Annotated in this window: 16 protein-coding genes; 7 read left to right on the top strand and 9 right to left on the bottom strand. The window is 61.9% G+C overall.

What is annotated here, in order from left to right:
- Positions 1 to 171: 171 nt before the first annotated feature.
- The gene (locus ACFPO9_RS26675; protein WP_036171419.1) at positions 172 to 627 is read left to right on the top strand and encodes an Lrp/AsnC ligand binding domain-containing protein; all 456 of its coding nucleotides are present in this window, start codon (positions 172 to 174) and stop codon (positions 625 to 627) included.
- A gap of 190 nt (positions 628 to 817) precedes the next feature.
- On the opposite strand, the gene ACFPO9_RS26670 is transcribed toward ACFPO9_RS26675, so the two are convergent.
- Positions 818 to 1,798 (bottom strand): LysR family transcriptional regulator, encoded by a 981-nt coding sequence (locus tag ACFPO9_RS26670; protein WP_379777287.1) that lies wholly within the window; start codon positions 1,796 to 1,798, stop codon positions 818 to 820.
- A gap of 176 nt (positions 1,799 to 1,974) precedes the next feature.
- Here ACFPO9_RS26670 and ACFPO9_RS26665 point away from each other — a divergent pair, with 176 nt between their 5' ends.
- A complete protein-coding gene (locus tag ACFPO9_RS26665; RefSeq protein ID WP_379777285.1) occupies positions 1,975 to 2,241 on the top strand; it encodes a hypothetical protein in 267 nt (88 codons plus the stop codon).
- Between the two features lie 590 nt (positions 2,242 to 2,831).
- On the opposite strand, the gene ACFPO9_RS26660 is transcribed toward ACFPO9_RS26665, so the two are convergent.
- Together ACFPO9_RS26660 and ACFPO9_RS26655 are read right to left on the bottom strand one after the other, a co-directional pair.
- Complete coding sequence (locus ACFPO9_RS26660; RefSeq protein WP_379777283.1) at positions 2,832 to 3,452, bottom strand: chalcone isomerase family protein; 621 nt, start codon at positions 3,450 to 3,452, stop codon at positions 2,832 to 2,834.
- A 35-nt stretch (positions 3,453 to 3,487) separates the two neighbouring features.
- Positions 3,488 to 5,086 (bottom strand): methyl-accepting chemotaxis protein, encoded by a 1,599-nt coding sequence (locus tag ACFPO9_RS26655; protein WP_379777281.1) that lies wholly within the window; start codon positions 5,084 to 5,086, stop codon positions 3,488 to 3,490.
- Positions 5,087 to 5,320: 234 nt separating this feature from the next.
- On the opposite strand from ACFPO9_RS26655, the gene ACFPO9_RS26650 reads away from it, so the two are divergent.
- Complete coding sequence (locus tag ACFPO9_RS26650; RefSeq protein WP_379777279.1) at positions 5,321 to 5,836, top strand: DUF2059 domain-containing protein; 516 nt, start codon at positions 5,321 to 5,323, stop codon at positions 5,834 to 5,836.
- On the opposite strand, the gene ACFPO9_RS26645 is transcribed toward ACFPO9_RS26650, so the two are convergent.
- From ACFPO9_RS26645 to ACFPO9_RS26630, 4 genes are all read right to left on the bottom strand, one after another.
- Entirely contained in the window at positions 5,833 to 6,090 is a 258-nt protein-coding gene (locus tag ACFPO9_RS26645; protein WP_230025538.1) for a YfhL family 4Fe-4S dicluster ferredoxin, read from the bottom strand. The two genes, ACFPO9_RS26650 and ACFPO9_RS26645, sit on opposite strands and share 4 nt — an antisense overlap.
- Before the next feature lie 19 nt (positions 6,091 to 6,109).
- Entirely contained in the window at positions 6,110 to 6,610 is a 501-nt protein-coding gene (gene coaD, locus ACFPO9_RS26640) for a pantetheine-phosphate adenylyltransferase (protein ID WP_379777277.1), read from the bottom strand.
- A gap of 91 nt (positions 6,611 to 6,701) precedes the next feature.
- The gene (gene rsmD / locus ACFPO9_RS26635; RefSeq protein ID WP_379777275.1) at positions 6,702 to 7,340 is read right to left on the bottom strand and encodes a 16S rRNA (guanine(966)-N(2))-methyltransferase RsmD; all 639 of its coding nucleotides are present in this window, start codon (positions 7,338 to 7,340) and stop codon (positions 6,702 to 6,704) included.
- A 96-nt stretch (positions 7,341 to 7,436) separates the two neighbouring features.
- Positions 7,437 to 8,333, bottom strand: a complete 897-nt coding sequence (locus ACFPO9_RS26630) for a DUF6279 family lipoprotein (protein ID WP_379777273.1) — start codon at positions 8,331 to 8,333, stop codon at positions 7,437 to 7,439.
- Positions 8,334 to 8,369: 36 nt separating this feature from the next.
- Here ACFPO9_RS26630 and glmU point away from each other — a divergent pair, with 36 nt between their 5' ends.
- Positions 8,370 to 9,746 (top strand): bifunctional UDP-N-acetylglucosamine diphosphorylase/glucosamine-1-phosphate N-acetyltransferase GlmU, encoded by a 1,377-nt coding sequence (gene glmU, locus ACFPO9_RS26625; protein ID WP_379777271.1) that lies wholly within the window; start codon positions 8,370 to 8,372, stop codon positions 9,744 to 9,746.
- Positions 9,747 to 10,219: 473 nt separating this feature from the next.
- On the opposite strand, the gene ACFPO9_RS26620 is transcribed toward glmU, so the two are convergent.
- A complete protein-coding gene (locus ACFPO9_RS26620; RefSeq protein ID WP_379777269.1) occupies positions 10,220 to 10,693 on the bottom strand; it encodes an Lrp/AsnC family transcriptional regulator in 474 nt (157 codons plus the stop codon).
- Between the two features lie 149 nt (positions 10,694 to 10,842).
- Here ACFPO9_RS26620 and glmS point away from each other — a divergent pair, with 149 nt between their 5' ends.
- Positions 10,843 to 12,672, top strand: a complete 1,830-nt coding sequence (gene glmS / locus ACFPO9_RS26615; protein WP_379777267.1) for a glutamine--fructose-6-phosphate transaminase (isomerizing) — start codon at positions 10,843 to 10,845, stop codon at positions 12,670 to 12,672.
- A 74-nt stretch (positions 12,673 to 12,746) separates the two neighbouring features.
- Here the strand turns inward: glmS and ACFPO9_RS26610 are convergent, their stop codons facing one another.
- Positions 12,747 to 13,229 (bottom strand): SgcJ/EcaC family oxidoreductase, encoded by a 483-nt coding sequence (locus tag ACFPO9_RS26610; protein ID WP_379777265.1) that lies wholly within the window; start codon positions 13,227 to 13,229, stop codon positions 12,747 to 12,749.
- 311 nt (positions 13,230 to 13,540) lie between these two features.
- Here ACFPO9_RS26610 and ACFPO9_RS26605 point away from each other — a divergent pair, with 311 nt between their 5' ends.
- Positions 13,541 to 15,094: an ATPase domain-containing protein gene (locus ACFPO9_RS26605; protein WP_379777263.1), complete on the top strand. Its 1,554-nt coding sequence runs from the start codon at positions 13,541 to 13,543 to the stop codon at positions 15,092 to 15,094.
- The gene (locus ACFPO9_RS26600) at positions 15,091 to 16,326 is read left to right on the top strand and encodes a sensor histidine kinase (protein ID WP_379777261.1); all 1,236 of its coding nucleotides are present in this window, start codon (positions 15,091 to 15,093) and stop codon (positions 16,324 to 16,326) included. The genes ACFPO9_RS26605 and ACFPO9_RS26600 overlap by 4 nt, the downstream gene beginning before the upstream one ends.

The raw sequence follows: 16,326 nt of genomic DNA, 5'->3' as shown, positions 1-16,326 counted from the left end.
ACAAAGCGCCGGTCCATCGGGGATGGCCGGCGCGCGTGCAAATACAAATACATGAATTCGATTGTAGAGGGAAATCTTCTGGATTAATTCTGTTTTTAGAGAAGACTAGCAATAGATAGTTTTTGGTGAGAGAATTTCACCAAATAATATTTATAGTGGAGAGCGACAAACATGCTGGACAAGATCAGCAAGAAAATCCTTGCCGAGTTGCAGAGCGACGGGCGAATCAGCAACGTCGAGTTGGCGGCGCGCGTCAACCTGTCGCCGGCGGCCTGCCTGGAACGGGTGCGCAAGCTGCACGAGTCCGGCTACATCATGGGTTACACGGCCCAGCTGAACCCCCAGTTGCTGGACGTGTCGCTGCTGGTCTTCATCGAAGTGGTGCTGGACCGCACCACGCCCGAAGTGTTCGACGCCTTCAAGCAGAGCGTCCAGCTGATTCCGGAAGTCCTGGAGTGCCACATGGTGGCCGGCGGCTTCGATTACCTGGTCAAGGCGCGGGTGAAGGACATGGCGGCTTACCGGGAGTTCCTGGGTAAAACCTTGCTGCAGAAGGGGGTGCGGGAGACGCACACGTATGCGGTGATGGAAGAGGTCAAGAATACGACCAAGCTGCCGATCAAATAAGCCAACTCATCGTCGTTCCCGCGGCCATTGAACGTCGTCCCCGCGCAGGCGGGGACCCAAGCTCTGCACAAGTTATCGAAACGCTAGCAAACTTGGGCCCCCGCCTTCGCGGGGGCGACGGTAGAAGTATCGCAGGGGCGACGGTAGAAGTATCGCAGGGGCGACGGTAGAAGGTATCGCCGGGGACGATTCAGGCGATTTTCTCCATTTTGACATTCGCCTCCGAAGCCTGCGGCAGCGTCTTCTGCGCCGCGGCCGACATCTGCTCGAGGTTCTTGCGCAGCCAGCGGTGCGCCGGGCTGCGGCCGTCGCGTTCGTGCCAGAGCATGTCGAGGTGCACGGCCGGCAACTGGAAGGGCAGCTCGCGCCATACCAAGGCATCGGCGGCGCCGGTCGAGGCGATCAGGTGGCGCGGCAGCACCGTCACCAGGTCCGAATTCGCGACCACCCGGCCGGCGGTGAAGAACTGGTTCACGGTCAGCAGGATGCGGCGCTCGCGGCCGATCTGGGCCAGCGCCTCGTCGACCAGGCCGTGCGCGCGGCCCGAGAAACTCACCAGCAGGTGGTCCGCCTTGCAATAGGCGTCCAGGTCCAGCTTGTCCTTGGCCAGCGGATGGTTCTTGCGCATCACGGCCACGTATTCGCCCGAATACAGGCGCTCGTGGCGGATCGGGGAGCCGGTCTCGTACGACAGCTGGGCCGCCACGCCGGGGAAGAAGCCGACGGCCAGGTCGATATCGCCGCGCAGCAGCATCGGCCGCGGTTCACGCGTGGTCAGCGGCACCATGCGGATGTTCACGCCCGGCGCCTCCTTTTCGATCGAACGCACCAGCGACGGCAGCCACAGCGCCGCCGTCGCGTCCGCCATCGCCAGGCGGAAGGTCGCCTGGGCCTTGGAGACGTCGAAGGTTTCCGGCATCACGGCCGCTTCCAGCGCAGCCAGCGCCTGGCGCACGGCCGGCCACAGCGCTTCGGCGCGCGGGGTCGGCTTCACGCCGTAGGCGGTGCGGATCAGCAGTTCGTCGCCGAGGCTCTCGCGCAGGCGTTTGACGGCGTTCGACACCGCGGGCTGGGTCATGGCCAGGTGGCCGGCGGCGCGGGTCAGGTTTTGCTCGGTCATGACGGCGTCGAAGACGCGGAGCAGGTTCAGGTCAAGCGTGAGGAAGCTCATGGGATCCGTTCGGGGCAGCGTTTTTTGGGTTCCGGTTAGTGTACCCGATTTCCATTCACAATCAATATAAGGACCATCAGTAAACGTGATTAGATTTATATGTTGCGTTGCACTATAGTTACATGGAACCTTAACATCAATCACATTCCCACGCTTAAAGAGCGCTTAATTCAGCCATGTCCTTCGCTGCTACCCTGTTCCAGGACCCCATGACGGCAGTACCCTTCATGCAGCTCTTCATCAGCATGGTCCAGTTGACCCTGCTGGGCGCCGTGCTGATGTTCTTTCGCCCGCTGTTGATCGGCATTGCCCGCGCGCTGGTGCTGGTGGTGCGCCCCCGTCCGACCAAGGACGAGCTGGCCGCACGCCGCAAGCTGCGCCTGGCCCAACAGGCCGCCGCGGCCGTCAACGGTAGCACCGAGGTCCGCGCGCTGCGTTCCTGATCCAGTTTTACACCTGTCTTTCTTCTTGAACGGCATCCCGACAAACGGGGTGCCGTTTTTTTTCGCCCATTGATTACCCGTCGCCCCGCCAAACACGAGCGGGAATGAAGAATCGCCGTCGACTTCCGGTCGCTCGGCTTTTCAGGGGATTTTTCACTTGTTCCATTTAACAATTAGTCGTCATCGTATGCCATGTGCATGAATTCGAATATCAATCACTATGCGGGATGGAGTAATATTGTTGAGTTTTGTCTATAGAATGACAGAAATTAGCCAGATTCCAGGACATCGACACGACCGAGGTCGGACTTCGTAAAATCACGAAATGCGGTATGAAGATGTAATATTGAACCATCTTAATGATGAGATAAAGGTGAAAAGCGCGAATTTCAAAAAAAGTAGCTCTATATGGATGAGTAATCGTCACATCGACAGAATCGAACGCGCAAGCCGCCAGGGCCGTCGCAAGGCCGACTGGGCCCCCACCCCTCCCGAAAATCCGGCCGCCACGCAGTAAAAATGAGGGCGAAAAAAAACGCGGCGCCGGTTGCCCGAGGCCGCGTTAAACCAGGATTGCCGAGGTACTACATTTACTTGGCTTCGCCGAGCAGGGCCGGCTTCAGCGACTTGTCGACCGGCTTGTCGCCCAGCCAGATGCGCAGGATGGCGTTGTAGAAGTTCACGTCCGGGATCGGATCGCCCAGCTTCTTGCCGTTCAGCTCGGTTTGGGTACCGGTACCCGGGATCCAGTCCAGGTGCAGCACGTCGCCCTTCTTGATCGCGTCGACCGAGGCGAACAGCTCACCCATCTTGCCGATCTGGGCCACGATCTTCTGCTTTTCCGCCTTGTCCAGGTTTTCGTTCAGGCCATCCATGAAGGCTTTGCCGAACTCTTCCGAGGTCAGGTCGCGCGCCATCTGCAGGGTCACGCGGCGCGGCCCTTCCAGTTTGAGGATCTCGGCAGTGGCGTTTTTCTTCTCCGGCAGGTAGAGGCCGGCCGCATATACTTTGAACACCAGCTTGGTGCGCATGCCGGCGCCGTTCAGTTTGAGGTCCTTGCCCGCGACCTTGGCAGTGTCCTCGAACTTGTAGCCGTTGACGTCGACCGCAGCCTGGGCCGGCAGGCTGATGGCGGCCGCCAGCAGGGCGCCGGCCATCATGCCCTTGACGACGAGCCTGCGGGCAAACGAGGTGGTGAAGGTGGAAGTCATGTGTGTCTCCTCAGGAATGAAACTGTTGTAATCAATTAGCCCAGCGCCAGCCGGGGCTCGCGCGACTTTAATACAGGCGCCGAAGCCGCCGCCTGGTCGAGTTTAAAAACGCTGACCGCGCGCGCCAGCCGCGCCGCCTGGTCCTGCATCGCCGCCGCGCTTGCCGCCGCTTCCTCGACCAGCGCCGCGTTCTGCTGGGTGGTCTGGTCCATCTCGACGATGTTCTGGCTGACCTCGGCGATGCCGGCGCTCTGCTCGACGCTGGCGGCCGTGATCTCGGCCATGATGTCGGTCACGCGGCGCACGCTCTCGACCACCTCGGCCATCGTCACGCCGGCCTGCTCGACCAGGTGGCTACCTTCATGCACTTTATCCACAGAATCGCTGATCAGCAACTTGATCTCTTTCGCCGCCGCCGCCGAGCGTTGCGCCAAGTTGCGCACCTCGCTCGCCACCACGGCAAAGCCGCGGCCCTGCTCGCCCGCCCGCGCCGCTTCGACCGCGGCGTTCAGGGCCAGGATATTGGTCTGGAAGGCAATGCCGTCGATCACGCCAATGATATCCACAATCTTTTTCGAGGAATCGGTGATCGAGCCCATGGTGGCGACCACATGCGAGACCACCGAGCCGCCGCGCGCCGCCACTTCGGATGCCTGGGCCGCGAGGGCGTTGGCCTGGCGCGCGTTGTCCGCGTTCTGCTGCACGGTGTCGGTCAGTTCGCGCATCGAGCTCGAGGTCTGGGCCAGGGAGCTGGCCTGGGCTTCGGTGCGGCTCGATAAGTCCAGGTTGCCGCTGGCGATCTCGCCGGACACGCCGGCCATCGATTCGGTGCTGGAGCGGACCTCGCCGACGATGCGGATCAGGCTCTCGTTCATGTGGCGCAGCGCTTCCATCATCTGGCCGGCTTCGTCGCGGCTGTCAACCGCGATCTCGCTGGTGAGGTCGCCGTCGGCGACGCGCTGGGCGATCTGCACGACCTGGGCCAGCGGCCCGGTGATGCTGCGCGTCGACAGGATGGCCACGCCCAGCGACAGGACGCAGGCCGCGCCGGCCAGCACCAGGATCAGCAGCTCGGTGCGGCGGGTGACGGCGGCGGCTTCCAGGCCGGCGCGGTTCATGGCCGCGTTCTGGTAGGCGACGAACTTGTCGAGCTGCTCGAAATAACGCCCTTGCTGGGGACGCAGCGAGAACATGAACTTGACCATGGCCTCGTCCTTCTTGTCCTCGTTGACCAGGCCGATGAACTTGGTCTGGGCCGGCAGGAACTTGTCCTGGATAAGGGCGATCGCCTTCAGGATCTCGGTGCCCTCGGCGTCGCTGGTGTGCCTGGCCAGTTGCGCCACCGAGGCGCTGGCCTTGGCGCTGCGCGCTTCCGTGTTCGCCAGTTCCTTTTTGATCTGGTCCGGGTCGCTCATGATCAGGACATTCAGCATGCTGCGTGTGGCTTCGCTGACGTCTTCCTTGACCTGGTTGGCGGCCACGGTATTCGCGTAGCGCACCTGCACCAGGGTCTCCATCTCCTTGTTCAGGCTCTCCATGCGCAAATACGAAATCCCTGCCAGCACCATCAGCAAGGCAATCACGAAGCCGAAGCCCACGGCCAGGCGCTGGCCGATACGCATATTTCTAATCATTGTGTCTCCGTAGTCCCAGCGGAAAAGTATGGACGTGCTATTTTTTTGATAATAAATATAGCATCAAATAATTTGCCCAAATTAAATAATTGAGACTATTTCGATGCTGCGGTCGCACAACCGAGAGTTAAGGCGGGGAGTGTTGCGTGGATGCTGAATAGATTGGTAAACATGCAACAATTCTCGTACACTGGGCCCTTGCTGATGCTTCGATGTTTATCTGAAGGGAAACGTATGAAGATTGTTGCTCGCGCCATACTGGCCCTGTCGCTGGTGTTTGCAGCGTCCACTGGGCAGGCGGCAGCGCCCAGCCCCGCACACGTGAAAGCGGTGCAGGATCTGCTGAGTGCGATGCAGATCGAAAAGGTATTGCTGGGCGTCGCCTCCCGCAGCCGCTACCAGAGCCAGGTGCAAAGGCAGGCCGTGTTCGACAAGCTCGGCAAGACGCCGCCGGACGAGGTGATCCGGCGAATGGCGCCCTCGGTGGCGCAGGTGATTTCCGTCGATACCGCGACCGAGATGACCCGCTTCTACAACACGCGCTACGGCAAGCAGGTCATCTACAGGAAGTACAACAACCGCGGCGGCATCATCATGCCGGGCATGCGGGAAGTGGTGCCGCCGGAAGAAAAGAAGGAGCGCAAGCGGCTTGCCTACGTCAAGGCGAGCAAGGAACTTGCGGATGCGGAACCGGCGATCGAGCACGAAGCCTTCAAGCTTCTACAGCAGATCGACAAGGAAAAGCCTTAGGCGGCCTTGGCGGCGGTCAGCTTTTCGTACTTGGCCTGGAGTTCTTCGCGGGTTTCGCGCCACTCTGGATTGAAGGGGATGCAGGCCACCGGGCACAGCGCCACGCACTGCGGTTCATCGAAGTGGCCGACGCATTCGGTGCACTTGTGCGGGTCGATCTGGTAGAACTCCGCGCCCATCGAGATGGCGTCGTTCGGGCACTCGGGCTCGCACACGTCGCAATTGATGCAGTCGTCGGTAATCAGCAAAGCCATTTGTACAACCTTTGAATACTTACGCCTTCGGCGCGGCGGCCATGGCGGCGATTTTCTTCTGCAGCCAGCGGTCGACCGAAGGGAACACGAATTTGGAGACGTCGCCGCCCAGCATCGCGATCTCGCGCACGATGGTGCCGGAGATGAACTGGTACTGGTCGGACGGGGTGAGGAACAGGGTCTCGACGTCGGGCAGCAGGTAGCGGTTCATGCCGGCCATCTGGAACTCGTACTCGAAGTCGGACACGGCGCGCAGGCCGCGCACGATCACGCGCGCATCGTGCTGGCGGACGAAATCCTTGAGCAGGCCGCTGAAGCTTTCGACCTTCACGTTCGGATAATGGCCCAGCACTTCGTTGGCGATTTCCAGGCGATCGTCGAGCGAGAAGAAAGGTTTCTTGTTCTTGCTGTCGGCGACACCGACGACCAGGGTGTCGAACAGACCCGATGCGCGACGCACCAAATCCTCGTGGCCGCGGGTCAGCGGATCGAAAGTTCCTGGATAAACGGCTACAACCATTGCGGCTCCCTGGGAGAATGCACCTGAATAAGCGCGCATTATGCCTGAAAATTCGGCAGCCGCCCCGTGGTGGGGCAGGATTTGCGGTTTTTTAGTGCAACTTCAGCAGGTAAAAGTGGACCATGCCGGCCTTGTCGCCACGCACCTGCTGCCAGCCCGACAACCACGCGGGCGACTCAGCCTGTTCCGTTTCCGCGAAGGGCAATGCGTCGCCCGACTCCGCATACACCAGGCCGCCCTCCTTCAGCAGGTTCGCGCACAGCGGCAGGGCCTGGCTCAGGAAATCCTGTTGATAAGGCGGATCCAGGAAGATCAGGTCGAAGCGCTGGCCGCGCTGGGCCAGGTCGCGCGCCACGGCCAGCGCATCGGCGCGCAGGATCTTGACCTGATCGGCTTTCAGTTTTTCCTTGATGCTTTCGAGCTGGCGCACCACCGGGCCGAGCGTGTCGATCATGGTCACCGAACGCACGCCGCGGCTGGCGGCCTCGAAGCCGAGGGCGCCGCTGCCGGCGAACAGGTCGAGGCAGTCGAGGCTGTCCCAGTCGCCATCCAGCTGGTGGCGGATCCAGTTGAACACGGTCTCGCGCACGCGGTCGGGCGTGGGGCGCAGGCCGAAGGCGTCGAGCACGGGTAAAGGGGTGCGTTTCCAGGCGCCGCCGATGATGCGGACTTGCTGCGGCGGGCCGGGACGGCGGGGGTAAGAGGGTTTGTGTGAGGACTTCTTTTGCATGGCGGGACTATACCACGCAGCGTATTACGGTTTGGTCGCGGGCACGGTGTGCCCACCCTACGTGGGGCGGGCACACCGTGCCCGCGTTCCGGCCAATTATTTACCTTTGGCTAATGTATTGAAATCGTCGATCCACCCCTGCATGCGCTTTTGCGCGTGCTGCTTCTGCTCCGCATTGGTCAGCTTGATCGCCGTGAGGATGAATTTCGAGGTGTTATCCACATAGGCGTCGAAGAAGGCCTTGCGTTCCGGCGCCTCCATGCGGTCGAACATGTCGCGCAGCAGGTCGTGGATGGCCGACATGGTCTGGTCCTTGTTCAGCTTCTGGTCGTGCACCCGGCGCAGCAGGGCGACGATCTTCTTCTGGCGCAGCTGGCGCTCCTGCAGCCAGACGTCGTTGTCGAGCGGGCGCGCATCCGAGGCGCGGCGCAAGGCCGTTTCCTGGTCGCGGCTGAAACTGCCGAACCACAGCTCGAACTGGCTCATCGCCTTCTTGAAACGGGCCTTGTGCTGGTCCTCGATGCTGCCGCTCATGAACTCCTTGCGGAACTTGTCGTTGTTCTTGGCGAACTTCTGCTCCATCTGGGCGATCTGGTCGGGCTTGATCGACATCGCCAGGTCGGCCAGCTGGGGCAGCGCCTTGAAGGCCAGCAGCTCGGTGCGCGCCTTGATGTCGCGGTAATCGGACAGCAGCTCTTCCTGGGTGACGCTGCCGTCGCCCATCTGGCGCTGCATCTTGCTCAGCATGCCGGCGTAATCGCGCAGCTGGGTCGTGCGGTGCCACTGGAACAGGTTATCGATGTCTTTCTTGACCCAGTCGGACTGATCGCTGTCCAGATCGAGGTAAGCATTCAACCACCAGTACAAGAGCGTATCGCCGTGGTTATAGGTGAAGCGGATCGTGCTGCAAGCGCTCAGCAAAGCCATCAGCGCCACCAGAAACAGCAGGCGCGCACGGTGGAACAAAGGTTGGGGCGTGTTAAACTTTTTCATATTATTCAACTACATTTTCTATTGAGAACGGCACATATGAACGTAGTCATCCTCGCCGCTGGCATGGGAAAGCGCATGCAGTCCGCTCTGCCAAAAGTCCTGCATCCTCTGGCTGGGAAGCCGCTGCTGCAGCATGTCATCGCCACGGCACGCAGTCTTAACCCGACTAAATTATGCGTGATTTACGGGCACGGCGGCGCAGCGGTGCCGAGTGCGGTACACGAATGGGGTACGGAAGCAGGCATCGCCATCGACACCGCGCTGCAGCAGCCCCAGCTGGGCACCGGCCATGCCGTGATGCAGGCCCTGCCCCAGATCGACGAAAACGCGCCGACCCTGGTGCTGTACGGCGACGTGCCACTGACCACCAGCGCCAGCCTGCAGCGCCTGGTCGAGGCCGCCGGCAAGGACAAGCTGGCGATCCTGACGGTGGTGCAGGACAACCCCTTCGGCCTGGGCCGCATCATCCGCGAGAATGGCGAGATCGTGCGCATCGTCGAGGAAAAGGACGCCAACGCGGAAGAACGCGCGATCAAGGAAATCAACAGCGGCATCATGGTGATCCCGACGCGTCATTTGAATAGCTGGCTCGGCGCGCTGGGGAACAACAATGCGCAGGGCGAGTACTACCTGACCGACATCGTGGCCCAGGCGGTCGCGAACGGCGTGCCGGTGGTGTCCGCGCATCCTTCGGCCGAATGGGAAGTCGCCGGCGTGAACAGCAAGGTGCAGCTGGCCGAACTCGAGCGCCGCCATCAGCTGAACATTGCCAACGCGCTGCTCGAGAAGGGCGTGCACCTGCTGGATCCGGCCCGCATCGACGTGCGTGGCGAGCTGGTCTGCGGCCGCGACGTCTCGATCGACGTCGGCTGCGTGTTCGAGGGCTACGTGGAACTGGCGGACGGCGTGCGCATCGGCGCGAATTGCGTGCTGGTGAACACCAAAGTGGCCGCCGGCGTGCAAATCAAACCCTTCTGCCACTTGGAAGACGCCATCGTCGGCGAAAAATCGCAGATCGGCCCTTATGCGCGCCTGCGCCCGGGCACCGAGCTGGCCGAAGATGTCCACATCGGTAACTTCGTCGAAGTCAAAAACAGCAAGGTCGCGGCCCACAGCAAGGCGAACCACCTGGCTTACGTTGGCGATGCGGACGTCGGCTCGAAGGTCAACATCGGCGCCGGCACCATTACCTGCAACTACGATGGCGCCAACAAATTCCGCACGGTGATCGAGGACGAGGCCTTCATCGGCAGCGACAGCCAGCTGGTGGCCCCGGTGCGCGTCGGCAAGGGCGCAACCCTGGGCGCCGGCACCACGCTGACCAAGGATGCACCGGCCGGCATGCTGACCATTTCCCGTCCGCGGCAGCTGACGATCGAGAACTGGAAGCGCCCGGTCAAGAACAAGAAGTAATCCACTGGCTGGGCACAGCAAACCCACAGCAAAACCACAGGCGTATCACAGGATAAACACAGCCTGGTCCACCGGCTTTGCACAGGGTAGTCCACTTGCTGTGCACAGGCTTTTCGGCCAGTCATCCACAAAGTCATCCACAGGCCCGCACGGGATTCCGGCGGGCCTGTTGTCTTTATTGGCGCTTGTTTTGCCGTGCTTTTTTGTCCAGGGCCGTGAGTCCGGCATGAACCCGACCGCACCCCGGCCGCACGAGTTATCCACAACGCATGAAACCGACGCGGGCGGCCCGGAAAAGGCGCAATTGGCCGTTCGGGACAGCCATTTGCTCAGTAATGCAGCAGTGTCACACTTTGTCCACATCGTGCTGTGGATGAGCTGTGCATTACTTTTGCGGTAGCAAAGTTTACAGGTAAACAGCTTATCCACATTATTCACAGCCCCCTGTGGATAGCCTGTGCGTGAAGAACCGTTCAAACCACGATGCGGGTCTCGAACTTGCTGCGGAAGGTCGAAAAATACGCTTTTACGTTGCGCACGTTCTTGTGGGTCGTGAACAGGCGGTGCGCCAGCGCATGGTAGGCCGGCATATCGGCCACCTGCACCACCAGCACGAAGTCCGGGCCGGGCGCGACCCGGTAGCACTGCAGCACGGCCCCCTCTTCGGCGACGGCGCCTTCGAACTCGGCCATGCGGTCGGCCGCCTGCACATCCAGCGTGATCTCGACGATGGCGGTCAGGCGCGCCCCTACCTTGTCCGGCGAAACGATCGCAACTTGCCTTTCGATAACACCGCTCGCGCTCAGCTGTTTGACCCTGCGCAGACAAGTTGGCTGCGACACATGTACCAATTCCGCCAACTCGGCATTGGTGTGAGAGGCGTCAACTTGCAAGGTATTTAAGATGCGACGATCAAGATCGTCCAGGTTTTCTGGCTCTGTCGACATTTTTATAAATTTTTAGTAGATATTTGAAAGAATATTTCACGAGTATCGTGTAATGAAATAATCTATCAAAAAAAGCAGAATTTAGAAAGCTTATTTCATGACGCCTACTCTACATTAGTGACATCTGTTAATTTTTATTGGAGCTCATCATGTGCGGTATCGTCGGAGCAGTAGCCCAGCGCAACATCACCCCTATCCTGATCGAAGGTTTGAAGCGCCTTGAATACCGTGGCTACGATTCCTGCGGCGTTGCCCTGCACGTCGATGGACGCCTGCAGCGTTCGCGCAGCACCTCGCGCGTGGCCGAGCTCGAATCCCAGATCAAGGAAACCGGCCTGCAGGGCTTCACCGGCATCGCCCACACCCGCTGGGCCACCCACGGCGCCCCGGCCACCAAGAATGCCCACCCGCATTTTTCTCCTAGCGAAGACAATGCCCGCATCGCCCTGGTCCACAACGGCATCATCGAGAACCACGACGAGCTGCGCCGCGAACTGACCGACCTCGGCTACAACTTCACCAGCCAGACCGACACCGAAGTCATCGCCCACCTGGTCGACCACATGTACAACGGCGACCTGTTCGAGACCGTCCAGCAAGCCGTGAAACGCCTGCACGGCGCCTACGCCATCGCCGTATTCTGCCGCGAAGAGCCGCATCGTGTGGTGGCTGCGCGCCAGGGTTCGCCGCTGATCGTCGGCCTGGGTAACGGTGAAAACTTCGTCGCCTCGGATGCGATGGCGCTGGCCGGCACCACCGACCAGATCATCTACCTGGAAGAGGGCGACGTGGTCGACCTGCAACTGGCGCGCTACTGGATCGTCGACGTCGACGGCCGCCCGGCCGAGCGTGAGGTTAAAACCGTGCACGCCCACACCGGCGCCGCGGAACTCGGCCCGTACCGCCACTACATGCAGAAGGAAATCTTCGAGCAGCCGCGCGTGGTCGGCGACACCCTCGAGGGCGTCACCGGCATCATGCCGGAACTGTTCGGCGACCAGGCCTTCCGCGTCTTCAAAGAGATCGACCGCGTGCTGATCCTGGCCTGCGGCACCAGCTACTATGCCGGCCTGACCGCCAAGTACTGGATCGAATCGGTGGCCAAGATCCCGGTGAGTGTCGAGATCGCCAGCGAATACCGTTATCGCGACAGCGTCCCGCATCCGCAGACCCTGGTCGTCACCATTTCGCAATCCGGCGAAACCGCCGACACCCTGGCCGCGCTGAAGCACGCGCGCAGCCTGGGCATGACCCACACGCTGACCATTTGCAACGTCGCCCACAGCGCGATGGTGCGCGAGTGCAAGCTGGCCTACATCACCCGCGCCGGCGTCGAAGTCGGCGTCGCCTCGACCAAGGCATTCACGACCCAGCTGGCCGCCCTGTTCCTGCTGACCCTGACGCTGGCGCAAGTCAACGGCCGCCTGAGCGAGGAGGAAGAAGCGACCTACCTGAAGCAGATGCGCCACCTGCCGGTCGCGCTGAGCGCGGTGCTGGCGCTGGAGCCGCAGATCATCGCCTGGGCCGAGGAATTCGCACGAAAAGAAAACGCCCTGTTCCTGGGCCGCGGCATCCACTACCCGATCGCCCTGGAAGGCGCGCTGAAGCTGAAGGAAATCTCGTACATCCACGCCGAAGCCTATCCGGCAGGCGAACTGAAGCACGGCCCGCTGGCGCTGGTGACCGAAGAGATGCCGGTGGTGACCATCGCCCCGAACGACGCCCTGCTGGAAAAGCTGAAGTCGAACATGCAGGAAGTCCGCGCCCGCGGCGGCCAGCTGTACTGCTTCGCCGACGTCGACACCCAGATCACCTCGAGCGAAGGCCTGCATGTGATCCGCCTGCCGGAGCACTATGGCCTGCTGTCGCCGATCCTGCACGTGGCGGCGCTGCAGCTGCTGGCTTATCACACGGCGCTGGCGCGTGGGACCGATGTGGACAAGCCGCGTAATCTGGCGAAGTCGGTGACGGTGGAGTAAGAGTCCGGTTCATCCCGGTCAAAGCAGGCCGCGAACGAAAGCTCGCGGCCTTTTTTTCGCCCCGCGGCCGGCCTTCATTCCTGCTCCGGCAAAGCCGAAGAATGGTGACTCGTAATCAGCCATTGCTCGCCGTCCCAGCGGTAAGTAAAGGTGTAGCGGGCCGGCACCACCTGCCCGGTCCTGCCGAAGGTGAACGTGTACAGCCCCGCATCGACGGCGACATTGCAGCCGAGGTAGATCCGACGCAGGTCGATCACCCCGGACGGTTCATTCAGCAAGAAATGCTCGAAATACTCTTCCTTTTCCGCCGGCGTCAGCCTGGGTTGATTCGACACGGTCGGCAGCAGGATAGCTTCCTCCGCGTAGTTGGCCACGACCTTGTGCGGGTCCCCGCTCTGCAGGGTATCGTTCCAGCGCTCGAACAGGGCGGCGATCTTCTTTTCGGAGGTCGGCTTGCACTTTTCCGTGCGCGGGACGTGGGTATAAGTCTTGCCAGGGTACTCGGCTTGCGAGGCGCAGCCGGCCAGGGCAAGAGCAACAAGGGCAAGCAGCTTCATGGGGGATCTCCTTTGATGGTTTCTGGTCACGGATCACTCATCAATATGCGGGACCATCGTAGGACCGTGCGCGACCGACCCCGGCGCGCTTGAACTTATGTCGCATAAAGGATGCAAGCACACTCGCAGCCAGACGGATAATGCAAAAGAACCCTTCAGATGTTTCAATTGTGTTAATACACGGCGGCCAACTGTCTTAGAATCTCGCGGATACTTTCGCAAAGTAAGCTACTAAAGCTGGCACCGGCAATACCGCCGGCAGACTGTTGCGCCGCCGCATGCTAAGCTGACACAATTAAAGGGGTAAATCGATGAACGAACTGGTCAAGACGGGCATTGCCGGACTGGACGAGGTACTGCACGGAGGCATTCCCCGCAATAACAACCTGATCGTCGAAGGTCCGCCCGGTTCGGGCAAGACCACGCTCGGGCTGGGCTTCATCTACCACGGTGCGCTCGACTACGATGAGCCCGGCGCCATCGTGTCCTTCGAGCTCGATCCCGCCAAGCTGCTGCGCGACGCCGCCGGCTTCGACTGGGACCTGCAGGGCATGATCGACCAGGGCAAGATCAAGATCATCCAGACCAGTCCGGCTGTGCTGCTGAGCGAGTTCCGCAGCGACGACGGCGCCTTCGCCGCCTCGCTGGTGGCCATGGGCGCGAAGCGCCTGCTGATCGACGGCCTGACGCCGCTGCGCCTGTACGCCGAGGTGAACGACATGCCTTTCCGCGAAGACGTGCACCTGCTGATCGAAGGCCTGACGCGCCTGGGCGTGACCACCATGGTCACGGCGGAGAAGGACGAGTCGATGACCGGCGTGCTGGCGCACGAGCGCTTCGTCTTCGATACCATCATTTCGCTCAGCTTCGGCGAGGCGCGGCGCCGCACCCACCGCCGCCTGACGGTGACGAAGTCGCGCGGCCAGGATTTCATCGGCGGCAGCCATACCATGCGCATCGAACCGCAGGTCGGCGTGCATGTGTACCGCCGCGCGCAGTCGCGCCCGGTTGCATCGCCCGACCAGCCCACCTCGGAACGGCGACTGTCGACCGGCTCGGCGGCCATCGACAAGATGATGAATGGCGGTATCTACGAGGGTTCGGTGACGCTGGTGAGCGGCATTTCCGGCACCGGCAAGACCGTGTTCAGCGTCCAGTTCCTGACCGACGCCATCAAGAATGGCCACAAGACGCTGCTGGTCAGCCTGGACGAGCATCCGCGCCAGCTGATCCGCAACGCCAAGTCGCTCGGCTTCGACCTGCAGGGCCTGATCGACGACGGCAAGCTGTTCATTCATTACGAGTCGCCGCTGGAACTCGAACTGGACGTGCACTTCGACCGCATCGTCAAGCTGGTCGAGCAGGAAAAAATCGACTGCATCGCGCTCGACTCGGTGGCCGTGTATGAAATGACCAGTGTCGAGGAGGTTGCCGATTACCTTTACGCGCTGGCGAGCTTCTTCAAGAACCGCCTGGCGACGACCCTGTTCAACTACGAAAGCCCGGAGCTGCTGGGCGTTTCGCAGATCAGCGAGGAACTGAAGGGCTCGCACCTGGTCGACAACATCATCCTGCTCAACTACGTGGAAATCTCGACCGTGCTGCGGCGGGCCCTGGCCGTGCCGAAGGTGCGCGGCAGCCGCAATGTGCAGATCACGCGCGAATACGAAATCGGCGTCGGCGGCCTGGTGCTGATCGACGAAGGCGGCAACGATGTCCAGGCCGTGCCGCAATTGCCGTTCTCGTCGTATTACGGTTTGCTGTCGCGTTCGCCATCACGCCAGAGCCCGGCCATCGAAGAAGCGGTGGCCAGCGGCGCCCCTCTGCCCGAATCGGCGCGCATGCCGGCCGAAAAGCCCAGGTGATCAAGGCCGAACTGCCAGACACCACGCCGGTCAACTGGGACGACTGGCAGACGCCGCTACGGCAGTTCACGGAAGCGACGGGCCTTGTCACGTCGGCGTATGACGCGGCAGGGGTGCGCCACATCGGTCCGCTGACGGGGTCGCGCCTGTCGGCCTTGCTGGCGGAGCGCTCGACGCTGTGGGCCGAGGACGGTCCCGGCACGGCCTTCGAACGCACGCTGGTGCACAAGGCACGCGAACAAAAGGCGTCGGCGTCCGGCCAATTCGACGAAGGCTTCCGCGTGTGCGCCCAGCCGCTGCTGCTGCGCGGCCAGGTCTACGGCGTGCTGGTGTTCGGCTGGCGCTTCGCCGACTTCAGTTCGCCGCTGGCCTGCGAGCGTATCGCCAAGCAGATCGGGCTGGCCGGGCATTTGTTATGGAACGCGGCGCGGCTCGATGCGCCGGTGTCCGACAAGCGCATGAGCACCTATGCGGGTCTCCTGAAAACCCTGTCGAGTACGCTCGACCGCCAGCGCGAAACCATCGACGACCTGACGCGCGTGAACCGCACCCGCGAGCTGTTCCTGGCGGCGGTCTCGCACGAAATGCGCACGCCGCTGTCGGCCTTGTCGATGCGCATCGAACTGCTGTTGCGCACGATGCCCGACCTGCCGCCGAACGCGGTCAGCGGGCTCGAGGCCATGCGCGTGCACGTGCGCCAGGAAGCGGGGATGGTCGAAGACCTGATCGACGCTGCGCGCACGCTGACCGGGCAGATGTCGATCACGCGCACGCCGGTCGTGCTGGGACAGGTCTTGCGCGACGCCATCTCGACCGTGGAACCGCATGCGCACGCCAAACAGATCCTGCTGCAGGTGACGCCGGCCGATCATGGCGACCCGATCCGCTTCGAGGCGGACGGCCGGCGCCTGCAGCAGGTGATCTGGAATGTGCTGTTCAACGCGGTGAAATTCACGCCGGTGGGCGGCGTCATCCGCATCACCATCCGGCGGCTCGATGGCATGGTCGAGATCGACATCGCCGACTCCGGCCAGGGCATCGAAGCGGAAGACCTGCCGCATGTGTTCGGCGCCTTCCGGCTGCAGCAGCACGACAACGCCAGCGGACTGGGGCTGGGCCTGTACATCGCTCGCCGTATCGTCGAGCTGCATGGGGGCACGCTCAGCGTCAGCAGCGCCGGCCGCGGCCAGGGCGCCACCTTCTCCATCCGGCTGCCTGTGGTGCCGCTTTAA

Source organism: Massilia aerilata, assembly GCF_042656905.1.
In the GTDB taxonomy this organism is placed as follows: domain Bacteria; phylum Pseudomonadota; class Gammaproteobacteria; order Burkholderiales; family Burkholderiaceae_D; genus Telluria; species Telluria aerilata.
The sequence above is the reverse complement of the archived record's forward strand: the minus strand, read 5'-3'. Positions and strand labels throughout refer to the sequence as shown.